This is a genomic window from Chryseobacterium sp. FR054 (assembly GCF_056844565.1).
Genome location: NZ_JBXDSA010000009.1, coordinates 66,114 through 86,139, shown reverse-complemented (window position 1 = coordinate 86,139; position 20,026 = coordinate 66,114). Strand labels below are relative to the sequence as shown.

Sequence of the window (20,026 nt, the reverse complement as noted above, 5' to 3'; positions counted from 1 at the left end):
TCAGAACAGCCCTTATACAATACAGCAGTAAATCATTAACCGAATCTTTTTATTCTTTTTTAATGAAACAAATCACTCAGAACAACAACTTATCCTAAGTATGAAAGAAAACAAATACGACGAACCCTCTTTTTTTGAACAGTACGAAAAAATGCTCCGCTCTCAGCTCGGACTGCAGGGAGCCGGAGAATGGCATGCCCTGAAAAATATGCTGCCGGATTTTAAAGATAAAAATGTTCTTGATCTTGGCTGCGGATTCGGATGGCATTGCCGCTATGCGGTTGAAAATGGTGCAAAATCAGTCACAGGAATCGATCTTTCAGAGAGAATGCTGGCCAAAGCTAAAGAAATCAACAGCCTTGAAGGGATTCAATATGAAAGAAAAGCCCTGGAAGATCTGGAGTATCCCGCAGAAAAATTCGGTATTATCCTGAGTTCATTAACCCTGCATTATGTGGAATCATTTGATCCCCTGATTCAGAATATTTACCAGTGGCTGGCTCCCGGAGGATATTTTGTATTCTCGGTGGAACATCCTGTCTTTACTGCGGAAGGCAGCCAGGACTGGAATTATGACGCAGAAGGGAAAAAATTAAACTGGCCTGTTGACCGCTATTTCACAGAAGGAAAAAGAAATACAACATTTCTGGGAGAAAATGTCACCAAATATCACAGAACTTTAACCTCTTATCTGAATACGTTATTAAAACATCATTTCATAATCAGTGAGATCATAGAACCTGAACCAGCCCCTGAAATGCTGAAAGAAATCCCGGAAATGAAAGATGAACTGCGCCGCCCCATGATGCTTCTGATCTCTGTAAAAAAATAATTCACGGTGTCTGAATATGAAAACATCAAAATGGGCCTTCTGGAAAGATTATTTTCAAAGGCATTTACCGGTAAAAACAGGAGCCCTATGTACTCTTATTTCCCTTTTACTGGCCTGTACAGGATTTGCCGCTATTATAACGGTGGCTCCTGTTGCATTTGCTGTTGAATTACTGATCTCCCTTTTTGGAGATTATCATGAAGGACCAGGTGGTTTGATATTACTGTCACTCGTTTGTATCAGTGCTCTGACCATTACTTTTTATTATGTAAAAAAACTTACCGTAAACGGATTCACGATTACGAAAAAAGAATTGTTCCTGATCATGTTCTCCTTTTACTGGATCGTACATCCTCTAGGGTTTTATGTCTATTGGGGACTATTTACGGATTTCAGCAATGACGGGCAGTTCATACTGGGTTCTGTCTTCAGCTTTCCGGTGTCCGGTTTCTCTTTTATCCTTCTTGGTATTTGGATCAGTTCTGTTATCCAAAAATATACTCCGGAACATCCGCCATCCGCAAACCGTTAAAATCCGGAGACTTATTTCAAAAAATTTGGAGGTTAAACACTTAAAGAATATCTTTATCAGACGGTTTTTCTAAAAAACTGCCATAAAAAACTAAATACCAACAAATGTTCAAAAAACCAGACATGAAAATTGCATTTTCGTTTTTACTTATTCTATTATTTTCATTACAGATCAAAGCTCAGGAAAAAGCCCCTTTGCTTACCGGAAAAGTCAATATTTCCATCAAAGAGGGAACTTTTGACTGCGACCTTACCTTAAGCGATATTCCCCGCATTGAAGATTATGTTATCCGACTCAATTCGGGAATGAATCTGTTACACTTTAAAAGTAAAAAGCCCAATGATTTTGTACTTGCTTATGAAAAAAGTACTGCCGACAGTACTTCCACCGGGGAATCTCTGGCCTATTACTTTCCGAAAAACAAAAAAGAAAAATTCCTGCCCCAATCTGTACAGTTCAGATATACCGGTAAATTTCCTATCGCTAAAGACACCCTTGAAAATTATACGAAGGACGACTGGAGAGGAAATATTGCCTTCAACTACAATTCCCTGAGAGCGGAAGGCAGCCAGGGAGCCTGGTATCCCATATTATTCGATATGGCAAAAGACAGGAAATATGAAGAAGTAAGATACGATATAGAATTTACCTGCATCGACTGCTCTACCCTGTACGTAAACGGAAATCCTCCTGTAAAGGCAAAGAACTACCGTTTTAAAAGTGATGTTCCCTATGAACTGGCCATCTTCTTTGGAAACTATGAGTATTCCAATATTGCCAATACCTATATCCTGAATCCGCAGCTTACACAGGAACAGATCAAACAGTTCAGTGAAATGATCAACACCTATAAGAATTATTATGCCGACAGACTGGGTACTCCTTTCGGCGGCCCTGTAACGTTTGTGGAAACAACCCCTACTTCCCTCAAAAACGGATGGCTGTTTGTATCCTACCCTACCATCATGAATATAGGCTGGGGAGACAACGGGCTTAAAAGTCTTTTTAACCCTAAGACCCAGAACTGGTTCAGACCGTTTATTGCCCATGAACTGGCCCATTATTATTTCGGGACCTATAAACAGTTCAATTCTGAACTTGGAGGAATTATTTCGGAAGGGTTTTCAGAATTCCTTTCCCTGAAAGTAACGAAAGATCTCCTGGGTAAAGAGGTGTATGATAAAAAATTAAAGGATAAGATTAAAAATATTAAGGATTTTGACCCTATGCCTTTAAGCACCATCAAAACCAAACCGTCGGATGATGATTATATTGACTATGCCTACGAATCCACTCCAGTTCTTCTGGCAGCCATAGAAAAAGAGATCGGTGAAAAACAGATGTGGAAATGGATGGATACCCTCCTGAAAACACCAACCGTTTTCACCAATTATACGTTCCTGATGTCAACATTAAAAACATCGCTTAAGGACGACAAAAAGTTTGAATCCATCAGATCCCGTTACTTTGAAGATAAAAAGCATATGGAAAATGCCATACAGACTTTGGAAAAGAAATAAACAAAAAAATGACAGCAGAGTACCCGCTGTCATTTTTTATTTCACCTGTGTCATCCGGAAATGACTGAATTTTTCTGAGAGCCTGCTCAGATCTTATTTAAAACCTATTCAAAACTGTCTTTCAGATAATGCGTATCCACAATCTTACTTTCTATGGCATACACAACAAGACCTGCTGTATTTTTTGCACCGGTTTTCAGAAGAAGATTGTTGCGGTGCCCTTCTACCGTTCTGGAACTCAAAAATAATTTATCTGCTATTTCTGAGGTACTGTACTGTCTGCATATGAGTTCCAGCACTTCTTTTTCTCTTTTCGAGATATGATTCGCATCAAAAATACTGGATACCTTTTTTCTGGGTTCTGTCATATTCTGATGGAGCGCTTCCATCACTTCCCCGTTATAGTAAAATCCTTTCTCATGCACTTCCCGGACGGCTTTGAGCAATTCTGCCGGACTGGAATTCTTTTTCAGGAAAGAACAGGCTCCGGACTGGATCATGTTGATAATAAAAGGTTTTGTATTGTAGCTGGTAAGGGCAATGATCTTTACCTGTGGATATTTTGTATGGATCTGTTTGGTGGCTTCCACTCCGTTTATTTCGGGCATATTAAGATCCATCAGGATCACGTGCGGCAATTCTTCAAGGCCGGAAAGGGCATCGAGGATCTCTTTTCCGTTACTGAAATCCCCGGACAGGATCATATCTTTTTCCCTTTGTATTAAAAATGAAATTCCCTGCCGGAACAGAGCTTCGTCATCTACAATGATCAGCCGGATTAAGTTTTCTTTCATTTGATTCTGATTATCCGTTAAAATGTAAACTCTACCTTAGTTCCCTTATCTTTTTTACTTTCAATTTTCAGTGTACCGTTGATGAGCTCTATCCTGCTTCTTATATTTCTCAGTCCCAGCCCTCCTTTTACAGCATCGTCATCCGGATCAAAACCTTTGCCGTCATCTTCATAAAGGCAGACATTTTTACCTTCTCTTCCTTCAAAAGTTATCCGGATATGGGTACTTTTGCCATGTTTTACAGAATTATTCGTCAGTTCCTGGATTATTCTAAAGATATGTAAATTTTTTTCACTTTCAGTCCTGGCAAAATACAGATTGCTGGTATACGAAACTTCCACGGTTTTGGACAGGTTAATTTCCGAACAGAGAGCATCTATTGCGGCATGCAGTCCAAATTTTTCCAATATGGGAGGAAGCAGGTCATGGGAAATCTGCCGGGCGCTTTCCGCAGTGATATTAATAAGGCTGATGATTTTATTTTTAAGTTCACTGTATTCTTCTTTCGTCAGATATTCGCAATCCAGCAGATGAATATTCAGAGAGACCACGCTTAATTTTGAACTGATATCATCATGCAGATCCTGGGCAATTCTCAGCCTTTCCTTTTCCTGGGAACTGATCATGGCATGGGTAAGATCTTTTTCATACCTGATCTCCATTTCTTTTTTCTGAAGAAGATTTTTTGTAATCTTTTTGTTGGAGAAATGATAGAAAACAATCAGTGCAACAGCCAGTAAAGTGAATGCCAGAAAAGTATAGACGATCGTGGAAATAATGGTATTGTCATTCATAGTATAAAATCATCAAATAATTACACTTTTTTTCTGTGGAAAGAAAAATATTCGATAAGGATAAAAATCTGATACACAATAAACATCACCGCATTGATCACCCAGATTTCTTTGTGTACATTCAGATCCATCACCACATAAAGGTTTCCGGATAAAAACAATACCGTACTGCTGATCAGATACATAAGAAGCCCCAAAACCATATATTTATATTTTTTCCCCGAATCCAGTATGTTGTATAAATGAAACAAACCCAGAATGATAACAGCGTAAGAGGTAACAAAAATTTCAAAAAGGTTGAAAATGTAATATTTCTCAGGATCTGCAATATATTGCAGAATCAGTACCGGTGGAATAATCAGTAAAAAAAACTGTGCTGTTTTCTTCTGATACCTTTCTGTGAGAATCTCACGAAAGAACAGGCCCAGCAGCAGAAACTGACCTATCAGGTAATAATGGGAAAAAAACAGATTATTGATTTTCCGGGAACCCAGTATATAAAATACAGCTTCACATATGGATATCCAGATTAAATACCCCATAAAAAACCTATAAGCCTTCCCGGAACCGGAAAAGCCTATGGTATATACGGTCAGGTTAACCAGCAGGATACCTTTTCCAATTAATGACGGTATTTCAATCCACTGATACAATGTTTCTTACACTTTATATTCCTTCTTCCCACCACTTATTCCCGGAACATGCAGACGGGCACGGGGTAGTCATATCATAAATATACCATCTGCGATCGGGATCTACCATATCATTGCCATCCTCATCAACACCTACCATTAAAAATTTATATTCTCCCTTGCCGGTAATGGCATTATAACCGCGAAACCGTTCAGTTCCGTTTTCAATCTTGAAAATCTCGTACACATCAATGGATGGAAGAAGATGAGATATGATTTGCGTGCCTGCAATCTCTTTCTGGGCCTGCCAGTTTTTTATCCAATTTCTGGCATCTTCTAATGATACATGTAATACAGGTGTTTTCATAGTTTCTTTTTTTTTAAAGTTACACAATTAGTTCAGAATATATAATATTTATTTCATAGCAAAGATTAAAAACCGCATCGTTTTCAACATCTTACAGACAATCCGGTTCATCTTTTTTACAGGTAAAGGGTATTGTTTACCTGAAGATCCTGCTCCCTGTTTTCAAAAGTAGAATAATCCCGAAAATGAAAAACACGTATTTCTACCTGTTTTTCAATTCAGTCTGTAATACGCTGTTTTTGTCCTTTATTTCACAGTTACTTTGGGGTATTCATTACAGGCAGTTATCTCCTGTAAGAATCGTAAACAACATGCTTAATTTAAAAAATTTACATCATGAAAAAAATTATCTTTTTTGCAGTTTTTGTTTTTTTAAGCAATATAACGGCTATCAGTGCGCAGACAAGCACAATGACTTTTGAGAACGCAGCTAACGGCAGCACAAGCTTTACCGATAACGGCTATACTTTCAGCATTGTGTCGCAGGCCGGTTCCTTTAGAATTCAGAAAAACTATCCGAATACCGGCTGGAATGGGACGGCTAATGATAATGCCTATATCGACAATACCGGAACTACCAATATCAACTCCCCTTCTTTCAGCGTTAAGAGTACTTCAGGGTTTACCGTATCAAAATTCTGGGTGTTTTTAAGCAATACCCAGCTCAATCAGGCTGCCTCTTCGGGTACCCTGATCATTACAGGAAAATTGGGAGGTGTTACTAAATTTACCACCACAAAAACTTCGGGGTTCAATACCACTTTCAATGGAACAACGGGAGCAACGGGCGTTAATAACGGTTTTACCCTTATCGATCTTTCCAACCTCAACAGCCAGAACAACAGCAATATCACCATCGATGAAATCCAGTTACAGTCTACCGGAGGCTATGTGTACATGTGCCTGGATGCATTTACCTGGAAAAAAACAGCAACATTGGCTACTTCTGAAAATACCGTTAAAGACAAAACCCTGCTGTACCCTAATCCAACTTCAGGAATCTTCCATCTGAATGTGGATAAAAACAATAAAGTTTCTGTTTATGACCAAGCCGGTAAACTGGTAAAATCAACAGAAGCTGTAAAAGGGGAAAACGAAATTGATATTACCTCACTTCCGGACGGAGCGTATCTCATCACCACAGATTCCGGAAGCTATAAGCTTATCAAAAAATAATCCTTAGGAAAAGTAAGACAAATTCTTTTATTGCAGATGTTCTGCACCACATTTCATTATATAATTAAATGATCAACAGACAATGGCAGCCGGATTCCGACTGTCATTTTATTTTTGGAAAAACCTTATCCGGAACCCTGAACAGGCAAACCAATACAGCCGTTATACAGAAAATATTCACAGCCAGTGCCATCGAAAAAGCATAATGATAGTCTTCTGCAGAAGGTTCTGAACCCAAAAAACAGTAAAAAATACTTCCTACCACAATAATCCCGGCAATAGCAGCAGCCTGCTGAAAAGTATTGTATACTCCTGAAGCATTTCCCGCTAAAGTTTCCGGCACTCCCGAAAGAGCGATCCCGGCCAGCGAAGGAATGATACAACCTACCCCCACTCCATGAAGAAACAGCAGTACACAGAGGGTAAAAAAAGAAATTTCCATATCAAACAACATCATCTGCAATACAAGAATAATGATGATCATAATAAGCCCTGCTGCCAGAAACATCTTTCCGTATCTTATGATAAGTTTTGCAGAAAAGAACGAAGCCAGAATAAAACCCAGCCCCTGGAATACAATAATTTCTCCGGCTTTCAGTGCGCCTATCTTCAGCCCGTCCTGAAAAAACACGGACAGTATATAAAAATAGGAATCCAGCATAACAAAGAAAAAAGAAACGGCCAGAATTCCCAGATTGAAATTCCTGAAACGGAATAACCGGAGGTCCAGCAGGTATGGGAGTCCTCTTTCCATTCTTATTTTCTGGTTTTTAATAAAAAAAATCAAAGTAATGGCTGAAATCATCATTATTATCACATTTTTCAACTGAAATCCCGGATGTTCAGATGAAGTAAGGGCATAAGTAAAGCAGAAAAGTCCCACAGCCAGTATAATCACTCCGGACAGGTTCAATTTCCTGTTTTCCGGGATCACCTCAGATTCCGTTAAAATTTTTATACTGAAAAAAATGGCCGGCAGACAAACAGGAACATTCACCAGAAAAATGAGTCGCCAGGATTCATTCATCCATGCTGAAGAGGATAAATATCCGCCTAAGAACTGTCCCAGCACCGTACCTGCCCCAATCGTGATTCCATACCATCCCATTGCTTTAGCCCGTTCCTCATTCCGGGGAAACAGGATCTGTATGATCGACAATACCTGCGGAGACATCAGTGCCGCACTGATTCCCTGTACAAATCTGGCGGAGGCAAGCTGTACTGCTCCGGACGAAATTCCACAGGCCACTGAACTCAGCATAAAAAATACCAGTCCCCAGATAAATATTTTCTTTCTCCCGAAAAGATCCCCCAAACGCCCTCCCGTGATCAGAAAGGAAGCAAACCCGATAAGATAGGACGCAATCATCAGCTGCATTTCACCGTTTAAAGCCCCTAGATCATGCTGTATGGAAGGAATGGATACATTAATGATAAAAATATCCATGATGGTAAGCAGCTGACCGGAAAGTATGACTAATAATTTCAGATATTTATGATTCATTTTTATATAGATATATCTATTTTTTTTAAATAAAAAAATTACGGAAGCATAGCCTCTGTGATTTTTTGAACCTCATCAAAAGGATCTGCCTTTTTACTGATGGTAGATGAGACCACAGCCCCTTCAATCAGGAGAAAAATATGTTCCGATATCTGATCCGCATCCAGTGGATGATTCATTGCGTACCGGGCCACAAGATCCTGAATCAGTTTCTTCTGCTTTTCTTTATGGCTTTTCACAAAATCTGATACAGAAGGAATGTGATCTCCTGTTTCGGAAGCTATTTTGATAAAATGACATCCCGCGAAGCCTGAAGATTTCTGCAGTTTCTTACGGTAACTGATCAATGACAGAAGTTTTTCCCTGGGTTCCTTTATTTTAGATGAATGTTCTTCAAAACCTCTGAACCACTCGTTCTCCTCTTTGATAAGGTAAGCCTGAAGAAGGTCATTTTTAGAGGAAAAGTGATTATACAGAGACCCGATAGCAATATCAGCTTCAGCAATGATCTGGTTGATCCCCGTAGAATTAAATCCCTGTCTGTAAAACAATTCTGCTGCTGTTCTTAGGATCCGTTCCCTGGCTTTTTCTTTTTTCATTGGACATTTTTGCAAAGCTAGATAAAAAATAGATAGGTCTATCTATTTTTTTTTAATTATTACTTTGTGTACCTTTATTCACCGTAAAAAATATCAGCCGATGGACCATCTCCAGGGAAAAGTAAAATCTGTGAAAGAATACATTTCAGGCAGAATTCGTGAAGAAACACTCTATTCTCCGGAAGGAAAAATCTCAGAAAAAAAAAACTACCAACAGGGCATCCTGATGCGTATTGAAAAAAGATACGCAAAAGGCGGTATGGAGATCAGGGAAATTCACCGCCTGGGAAACAATATACCGGATACGGTGGAATATCATTTTACTGATCTTTCAGGAAATCTCATCAAAAAGGAATATTATGACCATAATGGAAATCTTACGGAGAAAAAAGAATTCGGGAATACTTCTGTTACTTATAACTCTACCGGAAAACTGTTGAGCTTTATAAAAGACGGAGTTATTCTTTTCACCAAACAGTTCAATCTCCATCATCAGGCCTCAGAAGAAATATCATTCACCGGTTCCGGGGAGGAAATGTTTGCGGTTACCTATTCCTATCATGGAAATTCTATTACCAGAAAGACATTTGATGCGGAAAAAAGACTGGTGAAACTGAGATATCTCGTTTTGGATGAAAAGAAAAGGATTTTACAGAATTTCTCATTTTCCAGATATGACATTCCTGTTTACGATCATTATGAACTGTATGACAAAGAATTGGTTACAGGAATTACAGCAGAAAATTTAATCAATACAGATCCGGGCAGCCTTCCTGAATATGCTGACTTCCCGTTAAAGGAAAACGGTCTGTATACGGATGAAATTAAAAACCTTCTGGAAGAATTCAGGTATGACCGCAATGGAAACCTTCTTCCCGGTTACCCTCCGGTTTATTTTTTCAATGAACTTACCACTTTTGCCTATGATGCATCCGGCCGGGAAATTTTCAGTGCAAGATTTGCCTACCGGCCGGATTTTGATGAAAAAGAGCTCACACAGCTGGAGCTTTCAGAAAATGAGTATGACCGCCGCGGGCTTTTAATCGCCAGCCGTGATGCTGTTACAGAAAAAATAATGATTTCGGAGGCAGTTATAAATATACTTATGAATTTGATGCCGAAAACAGGATCAGGAAAAAGATCAGAACGGGCAGCAGTTCCGGTATTACAACAGTTTCTTATGAAAACGGGAACAGGACCGAAATTGAGGAAACTGCGGATCACAGGAAGTTTACGCATATTTATGACAGGTATGATAATGTGATCTATTATGAAGATGCGTTGGAAAATGAAAACTGGAAACGGTCACAATACTATGAAATTACTTATTATGCATAAAAGCTTTTTACCACTCGTTCTTCCCGTGCTATTACTGATCTCATGCAACCCGAAAGATATCCATATGAACCCCTCGAATCCCGTAGTTTATTTTGAAATTCCGGTTACTGATCTGAAACGCGCCGAACTGTTTTACACCTCTGTTTTCGGATTCAGCTTTGAAAAAGAAATGATAGACGGCTATGATATGGCCCTTTTCCCATTTGAAGAAAAGAGCAGCGGCATTACAGGAGCCCTGGCCAGAGGAGATGTTTATAAACCCAGTAAAGAAGGGGTTATTATTTATTTTAAAACAGAAAATATAGATCACACATTAGAAAAAGCAGTTCTGCATGGCGGAAAGATACTCTATCCGAAAAAAGCAGATCAGAAGAACGGCTTTGCCGTAGCTGAATTTGAAGATCCGGAAGGAAACAGAATTGCATTACATGAAACCCTGAAAAGTAAATAATTCTTTCCGTATGACATTTCCTTTTCAAACCAACCCGAATCGGGAAATATTAATTTACACTTTTCACGGAATAAATTAATTAAAATTATAAGATCATGAAAAAATTTTCTTTACCTTAGTTCATAGAAAAAGGTTATAGTTCCCTAAAAACCAAGCTATGCATAACATATGGCAGATGAACTTTATTTCATAAAACCCAACCCTACTGTTGCCAGGATCAATTTGTATAATAAGATCAGCCGTGAGGAAGATCAGATGATGCAATTCCTGCCGGATGATGCAAGGGTAAGTCTTGAGATCATCAGGAAAAAGGTAAAGGATTCGGTTGAAAATCTTACCAAAGACGAGCTTTCCACCATCTTTGCATGGTTCAGCAGTCTCTGCCCTTCCGATATGGAGGAAACCAAAACACAGCTTTTCATCAATGGAATTGACCTCTTCTATGAAATTTCCCATGAAAACAGGGTGAAAAGCTTCCAGCAGCTTCTCTCCGGTTACGAAAATTTTTCACAGCAAAATCTGGAATTCATCATGGATTCCCGGAACTTCAACCAGTTTCTGATCTACGGAATATTTTTCACCAATATGGCTTCAGAGGAAAAAGGAAGTGTACACATGCTGTCCCATTATTTAAAAACGGACCATCCTACCCTCTACACTTTCGCTGAAGATCAGTTAAAAAAAAATCCGGAAATAGAAAACCACCCCGAACTGCAGCGGTATTTTGAAGATCTTTATGACCTCACCCGGTTTTACAAAGGTTCCATCATCAAGCTTGAACAATAAACGTTGTGACTTCTTACTCTGCTGCTATTTAATCTAAAAACTCTTTTTAATCTTAATCACCTACCGAAGTTCAACGTAATCAAAAGAAACAAGAGCAACCTGTACAGTTATGACAAGATAAAAGCTCTCAAAAGAATAAAAAATCAAAGATTTTAAGGTCATGTGAACTTCTATGTGTAAGTATTTAAACTTAAAGCTGTCTGGAGGACAAAAATCTTTTGTGACTGTTGTGGTTAAAGTAATTTCCCACAGATCGCACTGGCTGCACAGATTTTTGTGGTTGGTTTATTTCTTCGTAGATCACCTGGAATATTTTATGGTCTCGCAGATTCTGCAGATTGAGCTGATCTGTTTTCATTCCAATAAAAATCGCAGATTTTTTTAGCTTATGTGAACTTCTACACTCAAAGCATTTAAACTTATTGATCTTAAATGTTAATCTTTTGTGACGGTTGTGGTTTAATAAAGTTTAAACAGCTTTCTAAAAAAAAAGACCGGGAAATGTAATAACATCATCTCATGAATTGTCATGTATAAAAAATAATCATGAACCGAAAGCTCATTATTCTTTCCTGTCTCATCTCTTCTTCTTTCTTTTTTGCGCAGAGCCTTGAAGGAACCATCACCGACGGACAAAATAAACCCTCTCCGGAAACTGAAGTCATTATCTCCGGAAACAGCGCTAAATTTTCCGCGATCACAGACGAGAACGGAATATTCAGAATTCCGCTGAAGGAAGACGGAGACTATCTGCTGGAAATCATCAGGGACGGTATAAAAACAAACAGTGAAAAAATTACGGTAAAAGGAAACTCCAGAAAAGATATACAGCTTAAAGAAGTGCCTGTTCCTGAACAGAAAATAGAAGGGGTAACCCTTACTGCAAAGAAAAAACTCTTTGAAAGAAAAGTAGACAGGCTGGTTTTCAATGTAGAGAATTCCGTAGCTTCACAGGGAATAGATGCAGTGGAAGCACTGGCAAAAACCCCGATGGTAAGAGCCACTGATGATGCCATAAGCATTGCCGGAAAAAGCAATGTTGCCGTTATGATCAACGACAGACTGCTGAACCTGAGCGGGCAGGAACTCATCAACTATCTGAAAACACTACGGTCCGATGATATTTTAAAAATTGAAGTGATTACCACACCGCCGGCCAGATACGAAGCAGAAGGGAAAAGCGGACTGATCAATATTGTTCTTAAGAAAAATACCAGCCTGGGATGGAACGGTTCACTTCAGACCTCCGGAAGCTATTATGGCGGAAGACCGGCAACCTCCACAAGAAGCGGTGCCGCTTTCAATTATCAGGGAGAAAAGCTTTCCCTGAGTACCAACCTTTCCTTAGGGGACAATTACTGGGAAAATCATTCCTATAATTATCTGACGGGAACTACGGCTAACAATTACTGGAATACCGACAATATCAGCTCCAATAATTACAGATATAAAGGCGGCAATGCAAAAGGAGAGTATAAAATCAATGATAAAAACCTGATCGGTTTCAATTACAATTATTCTTTCAGTGATCCTCTGGAACAGGGAGAAAGTAAAACAGTCATCTTCAATGAAGAGGGACTGCTGAACGTAAACTCCAATTTCAGGAACAAAAACCGCAGGAATGTTCATAATGCCACAGCATTTTATGACCTCAAACTGGATTCGCTGGGAAGCAAACTGAATCTTACAGCCAATATGCTGATTAATGATGCCAATGCCAGAAACTTTTATAATACAATTACGTCAGAGACAAGCTCAACCTTTGTAAATCCGGTCAGCAAATACCGCATTTATTCCGGACAGGCCGATCTGGAGAAAAGTTTCGCCAAAATAAAGACAGAAGCCGGACTGAAATACACCAAAATCAAAAATGACTCTGAATTTAATTTCTTTGACATTAAAAACAATGAATATCTCATCAACCCGAAAAAAACCAATACCTTTTTCTACAACGAACAGAACTATGCAGCCTATGCCTCTGCCGGTTTTAAAATCAATGAAAAATGGGATGCCAAAGCAGGGCTGCGTTACGAGTATACTTCCCTGGAAGGTATTTCAATGAATGATGATTCCTCAGCGAAGATCAAATACGGAAAATTCTTCCCTACCGCCTATCTCAGCTATAAACCCAACGAAAACCATACTTTTTCCCTGAACTATTCACGGAGAATTTCGCGTCCTTATTTCGGAAATCTGAATCCTTTCCGGTTTTATACCTCAGATTTTGAATACAATACCGGGAATCCTTATCTGCTCCCCTCTTTTTCCGATAATTTTGAATTCGGGTATGTCCTGAACAACAACTTCAATGTCACCTTATACTACAATTACAATAAAGATAACTGGGACAGGATTCAGTATGTGGAAGGCAACCTGAAATACAGTATTGTGAAAAATTTTTATAATGAAGACCAGGCCGGAATCAATATCAGCTATAATTACAATAAACTGAAATGGCTGGAATCCAATATTTTTGTGAACGGTTATTATGCCAGATCAAAGTCATACGATCCTGATGCGGTTTCCGCTCCCGCCGGATACAGTGCCAACTTTAACGTGGATAATAATTTCTTCCTGAATAAAGACAAAACCCTGACCCTAATGCTTGGCCTGTGGAGCAATCTTCCCAACAGGGACGGTAATACCCATTATTTTGCCAATGCTTCCCTGTACACGGGAATGAAGCTGAACCTGATGGATAAAAAACTCCTGATCAACCTCTATGTCAATGATTTTCTGAATACCAACCGTTCAAAAGGAATAGAATATTATCCCAATTACAATGTAGAATATTATTACAAGGGAATTACAAGGAATATCTATCTTTCTGTAACCTATAAATTCGGAAACAACAATGTAAAAGGAGCTACCAAACAGGTAAAATTTGAAGAATCCAGCAGAGCAGGAGGTAATAATTAAACATATTTGCTATTTTTAATAAAAAATTAAAGCCTTGAATGGAAGTTATTTGGCAGCTGCCCGGAAATATATTCAGGAAACAGCAGGACCCGGATTTGATATTCCTCCCAAAAGCATAGAGGAGTATGAAGACGTGTTCTGCTTTTCTTATCAGCCTGATCTATATCTAAAGACTTTGAATCCCCGGGATATGCAGATAGGGCCGGGGCCGGTTGTTCTGGTTAAGGCAGACGGGCGGATATTTCCCTATTCCGGTTCATATTCTTATGCGGAGGCCATTGAGGAAACCAGGATGAAACTGTACCGGGAGAAGATCATTAAAAATATACTTCCGGACTATCAGTATGACAAAGAATATACTCTGATCATCGAAAAAATACACCACGAAGATCAGCTGATCTCTGTTTTAAGAAAATACAAAACCGGCTTCATCATTCCTGAAGTGATAGGAAACTCTATTTACCGTACAGAAAGAATCTACAAAACAAACGATCTGAAAAAAAGGTTCTCCCGTCTCCCTGCGGAATTCAATAAGCTGTCTGGAGATTTTTCAGCTGTATTAGCAGAACTTATTGAGGGATATTGCTGTGAATTCAGCCTGAAAACAAAAGACCGTTATCCGTATGCATCGTATACCGGAAATGCCGGAGAAAAGGATTATGAAACGGTTTGGTAAAGTGCTCATACAGTTCCCGTGTCATTCTTCTTAATTCTTTCAATTTTAAAGCAATAATAAATCATTCCTCCCGCCAGATAAGCAAGAACATCCAGCAGATCTCCCGTAAACCGCTCTGAAACAGCCGGGCATACCACCTCAAACAGCAGCGAAAGGTAGAGAACCGAAGTAAGAATAAACTTCAGATCCGGCTTCCAGCGGTATCCCATTACTTTATTCATGATGAATTCTATCAGGTAAGCATACATCGGAACCGTAATAAAATCTGTAAAATGATTACTGATCACAGGAATGATGATCCCCTTCTTTCTTAAAAAGACAATCAGAATCCAGACAGCAAGCCCCGATAAAAATCCATAGGAAGCAACCTTATCTTTCATCCTTTACATATGGAGAACAGCCATAATAAACCCAATGATCAGCTGCAGGATTTTAACCATTGTTTCCTGCATATCTTTTCCTCCTTTTGCCTCTTTATTTCCTGAATTTTCGTAGTCGAACATTTTATTACCTTCCATGCCGGTCTGATTTTGAGATACAAATATACTAAAATTAGAACAAATGTTCTAATTTTGAAATATGATTCAAACTCTCTTATCTTTGACTAATGAAAACAAAGGATAAAATATTGCATAAGGCGCTGTATCTTTTCAACGAAAAGGGCTATAACAACATCACTACCAGGCATATTGCAGCAGACCTGAATATCAGTCCGGGAAACCTGCACTATCACTTCAGACATTCGGAAGACCTTGTGAAGATCCTTTTTTCTGATCTGGTTTTAAAGATGGATGAAGTGCTGAACAGGATGAAGAAGGAAGAAAACAGAACGCTGGAAGATCTTTATCAGTTTACCTTATCCACTTACGAAATATTTTATTCCTTCCGCTTTATTTTCATGAATTTTGTTGATATTTTAAAAGAAATCCCTGAGATAGAATCACAGTACGAATCAATCAACGTCAGCAGAAAAGAAGAATTTCAGTTCATTTTTAAGGGCCTTCAGGACAGCGGGGTTTTCAGAAAAAACATTCCGGACTTTATTCTTCAGAGCCTGACTACGCAGATCTTCATCATTGCAGATAACTGGATCACTCATAACAGCCTTGCCTTTAAGTTTGATAAAGAACAGGCTATACAATATTACGTACTTATTCAGATGAATCTTTTTTATCCTCTGTTGAATGAAGAGCAGCAGAAACTTTACGAAAAGAAATACATCACATCATGAATCGGCCGGTTTTCAGCATAAGAAAAGGAAACAGCAGTGACCTTCCGGAAATGCAGCAGCTTTTTGCAGAAACCATCACCCATATCTGCAGCAAAGATTATGATAATGTACAGATTGAAGCCTGGAGACTGGGAGCTGAGAATGAAATGCGGTGGCAGAAAGTGATTGAAAACCAGTATGTGCTGATTGCAGTATCTCATGGGAAAATCGCAGGTTTCATTAGTCTTGATCAGGGAAATTATATTGACCTTCTGTTTGTGCATAAAGATTTTCAGAATCAGGGAACAGCTTTTCAGCTTTATCAATGGGTTGAGCAGGAAGCCGTAAGACAGAAACAACCTTTCCTGACCGCAGATGTGAGCAAAACGGCAAAACCTTTCTTTGAAAAAATGGGCTTTCACATCATCCGGGAGCAGTCTGTTCCGGTAAGAGGAACAAAACTCACCAATTATAAAATGGAGAAAAAACTTTTTTAAAGCTATATCATGAACGGGTTTTACCATGAATATAAAATCAAAGTTCCCGAAGAATTCACCGGAGTATTTTCGCATTTCTATTTCGCGGCGAACCGGTCTTCCGATTGCCCTGTTACCAAAACTCTTCTTCCCACCTATCAGACTATTCTGTTATTCTGTTTTGGGAAAAATGCGGTCATGCAGACACAGGAAGACCATACAGTAACTGTGGATCAGTGCATGGTCTTCGGGCCGGTAAGGCAATCTTTTGTCTATACACTTCCCCCGGAAACGTCCATACTGGTTGCCAATTTCAAAGATGATGCATTTTTCAGATTCTTTGGGAAGGTAATGATAGAAAAGAACCGGATAATACATCCTGATGAACTTCTGGAAGAAAACTGCTTCACAGGCCTCTGGCACATTATTTCAGAAATTCCGTCTCCTGAAGAGCAGGTGAGATGTATTTTGGAATTCTGCAGACCTTACCTGCCGGAACAGGACATCACAGGACTTCTTTTAAGCAGCTTCGATGATGAATCCTTAAATCCGATAAAAACCATAGCCGGGCAAACCGGCCAGACTGAAAGAAATATTCAGCGCAAACAGAAAGAACAGTTTGGCTACACCCAAAAAGAAATTTCCCGGTATACCCGTTTCTTAAAAGCGATTCATCTCATTGAAAACAATATTAAAGACCGACATCAGCCGGAATGGTTCAGCATCATTGACCAATGTGGCTATTACGATCAGAGCCAGCTCATTCATGATTTCAGGCATTACCTGAACCTCTCTCCTACCCAGTATCTGAAATTCCAGAAGGACATCTGCAATCCCCGGGCGGAATAGGCATTTCGTTTTCTTACAATTTTTAAAAGTTCCGCTGTTCTACTTTTGTTTCATTCATTTAAAAAGATAAAGCAATGAGACATCTGATTATTTATGCTCATCCCAATGAGCAAAGTTTAAACCACCACTTTTTACAGACCATAACTGAAAGTCTTGAATCTCAGAATCATGAGATCAGAATAAGGGATCTTTACCGGACAGGATTTGATCCGGTTCTTTCTTTAGCAGATATGCAGGGACAGCGGGCCGGGAAAGCTTCAGAAGATGTGCAGACTGAACAGGAGCATATTTCCTGGGCAGATCAGATTACGTTTATTTATCCCATATGGTGGACCGGAATGCCTGCCATTATGAAAGGATATATAGACAGGGTCTTCAGCTATGGTTTTGCCTACCGGTATGATTCCGGAGTGCAGAAAGGACTTTTAAAAGGGAAAAAAGCAGTGGTGATCAATACCCACGGGAAATCAAATGAAGAATATGAACGCATGGGAATGGATAAAGCCCTTTCACTGACTTCCGACGGCGGTATCTTTATATATTCCGGTTTTGAAATCATCCGCCATTTCTTCTTTGACAAAGCAGACCGGGCTTCTTCCGGTGATGTGGAGATCTGGACAGAACAGATCCGGAATACTTATCTCCGGTACGCTTAGTGCTGAAAACAGGAAGTTACTTTTAGCCACAGATACAAAAATCCACTGTAATATCAGATGATCTTAAAAGATGAACACATATTATGGGTGGCTTCATAACTTCCTTCTTTCTGCTCCCAACTTCCGGCCGTCCTGTTATCCTGAAGTATTTTTCCCTCTCTTATTTTTTTCTGTTTCGGAGATGGATATTTTATGGCATGGTATTCGCTGAAAGAATGGCAAGTAAAATTGTTTTGAACCATTATTTTAAACCATTAGGATTGGTAAAATGATCAAAATTTTTAAGTTTTTTTGCTAAAATCTTACCTTCCTTGTTCCCAAACAAGGCATCTTAATGGTTTAAATATTGGAATAACACGAAAAACTGTTATATTTACAGTACAGATGAAACATTTGAACAGCATATTGCGTCTTCCTTTCTTCAGTGAGTATTACTCCCCGGCCAGCCGTTCGGGAAGACCTTCTATATCTGTGATCCAATAAGACTATTCTAATCAATTATATAGAGCCCGGACAATAGTGTCCGGGCTTTTTCATTTTTAAAATTAATACAACATGATCAGTACATTACAAGAAAATGCAGCCATCATCCTTCCGGAAAACGGGCTGGAACAGAAGCTGAAACAGGCTGAAAAGGAAAACCGGAAATTAATCATCAAACTGGGCTTCGATCCTACGGCTCCTGATCTTCATCTGGGCCATGCAGTGGTTCTCAGAAAACTGAAACAGTTTCAGGATCTGGATCATCAGGTAATCATTGTGGTGGGAAGCTTTACCGCAAGAATCGGTGACCCTACCGGAAAGAATAAAGCCAGAAAACCACTGACGGCTGAAGAAGTAAATCATAATGCACACACCTACATCAGCCAGCTTTCGAAAATATTAAACATTGAGAAAACCAAAATTGTATTCAATTCCGACTGGCTGGACACTCTGAGTTTTCCGGAAGTGATTCAGCTGATGTCTAAAGTGACCGTAGCCCAGCTGATGCACAGAAACGATTTCAGCAAAAGATTTACCGAAAATACTCCGATCGCCATGCATGAGCTTGTTTACCCTATTCTCCAGGGATTTGATTCGGTGAAAATTGAATGTGATATTGAGATGGGCGGTACCGATCAGCTTTTCAACTGTACAATGGGCAGACAGCTTCAGGAAGTTCATGATCTGCCCGCACAAATCGTTATATGCATGCCGCTGCTGAAAGGTCTCGATGGAAAGGAGAAGATGAGTAAATCTCTCAACAATACAATCGGGCTGACTGACGGGCCGAATGAAATGTTCGGAAAAACCATGTCGGTCCCGGACAGCCTTATCCCTGAATTTATTGATCTTACCACTGATTTTACCCCTGAAGAAAAGAACAGTCTGAAATTGAAAATAGAAAACGGCGAAAACCCTATGAACATTAAAAAGATCATTGCTAAAAATATCATTACCCAATACCATGATGAAGTTTCTGCAGAGCATGCAGAAGAGTTTTTTAAAAACCAGTTTCAGAATAAAAATTTTGAGAAGAAAGTCTATGAACAGGTTTTCATAGAATCATTGGAACACCGGGATATACTTTCGTTGGTTGAGCTCTGTCACCAGTTAAAAAATGACCTCAGCAAATCTGCTGTACGGCGACTGATTCAAAATGGAGGTGTCCAGATCGATGATATAAAAATTTCAGATCCGGAACAGGACATTGAACTGAAAAAAGAACTGAAGATCAAAATCGGGAAAAGAAGTTTTTTTGAACTGGTATAAAATGCTCGGGATGCAGGAATAATTTCAATATATGCGTTGAATCAAAGAAAAACAATGACTACGAAAGAAATTTTCCTGCCCGTTCAGAAAGAACTTTACAGAACGTTGATACGGAAATCAGAGAGGATGAAATTGTATGGGCAGACCATTACGGAGCTGAAAA

At 39.2% G+C, this 20,026-nt stretch carries 23 protein-coding genes; 14 read left to right on the top strand and 9 right to left on the bottom strand.

Annotated elements, in window-relative coordinates; genetic code table 11:
- Positions 1-100: 100 nt before the first annotated feature.
- From AC106S_RS23885 to AC106S_RS23875, 3 genes are all read left to right on the top strand, one after another.
- Positions 101-832 carry a class I SAM-dependent methyltransferase gene (locus AC106S_RS23885; RefSeq protein ID WP_482442479.1) on the top strand — a complete coding sequence of 244 codons (732 nt, stop codon included), beginning with the start codon at positions 101-103 and terminating at the stop codon, positions 830-832.
- Between the two features lie 16 nt (positions 833-848).
- Positions 849-1,364: a hypothetical protein gene (locus AC106S_RS23880; protein WP_482442478.1), complete on the top strand. Its 516-nt coding sequence runs from the start codon at positions 849-851 to the stop codon at positions 1,362-1,364.
- A gap of 122 nt (positions 1,365-1,486) precedes the next feature.
- Entirely contained in the window at positions 1,487-2,884 is a 1,398-nt protein-coding gene (locus AC106S_RS23875) for a M1 aminopeptidase family protein (protein ID WP_482442477.1), read from the top strand.
- A gap of 104 nt (positions 2,885-2,988) precedes the next feature.
- Here AC106S_RS23875 and AC106S_RS23870 read toward each other — a convergent pair whose 3' ends face one another.
- The 4 genes from AC106S_RS23870 to AC106S_RS23855 all read right to left on the bottom strand — a co-directional run bounded on the left by AC106S_RS23870 (position 2,989) and on the right by AC106S_RS23855 (position 5,471).
- Entirely contained in the window at positions 2,989-3,678 is a 690-nt protein-coding gene (locus AC106S_RS23870; RefSeq protein WP_482442476.1) for a response regulator transcription factor, read from the bottom strand.
- Positions 3,679-3,695: 17 nt separating this feature from the next.
- The gene (locus AC106S_RS23865; RefSeq protein WP_482442475.1) at positions 3,696-4,472 is read right to left on the bottom strand and encodes a sensor histidine kinase; all 777 of its coding nucleotides are present in this window, start codon (positions 4,470-4,472) and stop codon (positions 3,696-3,698) included.
- Positions 4,473-4,492: 20 nt separating this feature from the next.
- A complete protein-coding gene (locus AC106S_RS23860; protein ID WP_482442474.1) occupies positions 4,493-5,014 on the bottom strand; it encodes a hypothetical protein in 522 nt (173 codons plus the stop codon).
- A 124-nt stretch (positions 5,015-5,138) separates the two neighbouring features.
- Positions 5,139-5,471 (bottom strand): PepSY domain-containing protein, encoded by a 333-nt coding sequence (locus AC106S_RS23855; RefSeq protein WP_482442473.1) that lies wholly within the window; start codon positions 5,469-5,471, stop codon positions 5,139-5,141.
- A gap of 336 nt (positions 5,472-5,807) precedes the next feature.
- On the opposite strand from AC106S_RS23855, the gene AC106S_RS23850 reads away from it, so the two are divergent.
- Positions 5,808-6,647 (top strand): T9SS type A sorting domain-containing protein, encoded by an 840-nt coding sequence (locus tag AC106S_RS23850; RefSeq protein ID WP_482442471.1) that lies wholly within the window; start codon positions 5,808-5,810, stop codon positions 6,645-6,647.
- 103 nt (positions 6,648-6,750) lie between these two features.
- Here the strand turns inward: AC106S_RS23850 and AC106S_RS23845 are convergent, their stop codons facing one another.
- Positions 6,751-8,151 carry an MFS transporter gene (locus AC106S_RS23845; protein WP_482442469.1) on the bottom strand — a complete coding sequence of 467 codons (1,401 nt, stop codon included), beginning with the start codon at positions 8,149-8,151 and terminating at the stop codon, positions 6,751-6,753.
- Between the two features lie 38 nt (positions 8,152-8,189).
- Positions 8,190-8,750: a TetR/AcrR family transcriptional regulator gene (locus AC106S_RS23840; RefSeq protein ID WP_482442468.1), complete on the bottom strand. Its 561-nt coding sequence runs from the start codon at positions 8,748-8,750 to the stop codon at positions 8,190-8,192.
- Between the two features lie 100 nt (positions 8,751-8,850).
- Between AC106S_RS23840 and AC106S_RS23835 the strand changes: the two genes are divergently transcribed.
- From AC106S_RS23835 to AC106S_RS23815, 5 genes are all read left to right on the top strand, one after another.
- Positions 8,851-10,014: a hypothetical protein gene (locus AC106S_RS23835; RefSeq protein ID WP_482442467.1), complete on the top strand. Its 1,164-nt coding sequence runs from the start codon at positions 8,851-8,853 to the stop codon at positions 10,012-10,014.
- Between the two features lie 51 nt (positions 10,015-10,065).
- A complete protein-coding gene (locus AC106S_RS23830; RefSeq protein WP_482442466.1) occupies positions 10,066-10,539 on the top strand; it encodes a VOC family protein in 474 nt (157 codons plus the stop codon).
- Positions 10,540-10,707: 168 nt separating this feature from the next.
- Positions 10,708-11,325, top strand: coding sequence for a hypothetical protein (locus tag AC106S_RS23825; protein ID WP_482442464.1), 618 nt, complete (start codon positions 10,708-10,710; stop codon positions 11,323-11,325).
- Between the two features lie 546 nt (positions 11,326-11,871).
- A complete protein-coding gene (locus tag AC106S_RS23820) occupies positions 11,872-14,244 on the top strand; it encodes an outer membrane beta-barrel family protein (protein WP_482442463.1) in 2,373 nt (790 codons plus the stop codon).
- Between the two features lie 34 nt (positions 14,245-14,278).
- Positions 14,279-14,920 (top strand): hypothetical protein, encoded by a 642-nt coding sequence (locus tag AC106S_RS23815; protein ID WP_482442462.1) that lies wholly within the window; start codon positions 14,279-14,281, stop codon positions 14,918-14,920.
- A 5-nt stretch (positions 14,921-14,925) separates the two neighbouring features.
- Here the strand turns inward: AC106S_RS23815 and AC106S_RS23810 are convergent, their stop codons facing one another.
- Complete coding sequence (locus AC106S_RS23810; protein WP_482442460.1) at positions 14,926-15,300, bottom strand: hypothetical protein; 375 nt, start codon at positions 15,298-15,300, stop codon at positions 14,926-14,928.
- Between the two features lie 3 nt (positions 15,301-15,303).
- Positions 15,304-15,438, bottom strand: a complete 135-nt coding sequence (locus tag AC106S_RS23805) for a hypothetical protein (protein WP_482442459.1) — start codon at positions 15,436-15,438, stop codon at positions 15,304-15,306.
- A gap of 89 nt (positions 15,439-15,527) precedes the next feature.
- Here AC106S_RS23805 and AC106S_RS23800 point away from each other — a divergent pair, with 89 nt between their 5' ends.
- The 4 genes from AC106S_RS23800 (at position 15,528) to AC106S_RS23785 (ending at position 18,111) form a co-directional block, all read left to right on the top strand.
- On the top strand, positions 15,528-16,151 hold the full coding sequence (locus AC106S_RS23800; RefSeq protein WP_482442458.1) for a TetR/AcrR family transcriptional regulator: 624 nt from the start codon (positions 15,528-15,530) through the stop codon (positions 16,149-16,151).
- Positions 16,148-16,627 carry a GNAT family N-acetyltransferase gene (locus AC106S_RS23795; RefSeq protein ID WP_482442457.1) on the top strand — a complete coding sequence of 160 codons (480 nt, stop codon included), beginning with the start codon at positions 16,148-16,150 and terminating at the stop codon, positions 16,625-16,627. The genes AC106S_RS23800 and AC106S_RS23795 overlap by 4 nt, the downstream gene beginning before the upstream one ends.
- Positions 16,628-16,636: 9 nt before the next feature.
- Positions 16,637-17,455 (top strand): helix-turn-helix domain-containing protein, encoded by an 819-nt coding sequence (locus AC106S_RS23790; protein ID WP_482442456.1) that lies wholly within the window; start codon positions 16,637-16,639, stop codon positions 17,453-17,455.
- 74 nt (positions 17,456-17,529) lie between these two features.
- Entirely contained in the window at positions 17,530-18,111 is a 582-nt protein-coding gene (locus tag AC106S_RS23785) for an NAD(P)H-dependent oxidoreductase (RefSeq protein ID WP_482442455.1), read from the top strand.
- A gap of 53 nt (positions 18,112-18,164) precedes the next feature.
- Here the strand turns inward: AC106S_RS23785 and AC106S_RS23780 are convergent, their stop codons facing one another.
- Positions 18,165-18,353: a hypothetical protein gene (locus tag AC106S_RS23780; protein WP_482442454.1), complete on the bottom strand. Its 189-nt coding sequence runs from the start codon at positions 18,351-18,353 to the stop codon at positions 18,165-18,167.
- Positions 18,354-18,666: 313 nt separating this feature from the next.
- Between AC106S_RS23780 and tyrS the strand changes: the two genes are divergently transcribed.
- On the top strand, positions 18,667-19,863 hold the full coding sequence (gene tyrS / locus AC106S_RS23775; RefSeq protein WP_482442452.1) for a tyrosine--tRNA ligase: 1,197 nt from the start codon (positions 18,667-18,669) through the stop codon (positions 19,861-19,863).
- The last annotated feature ends 163 nt before the right edge of the window (positions 19,864-20,026 follow it).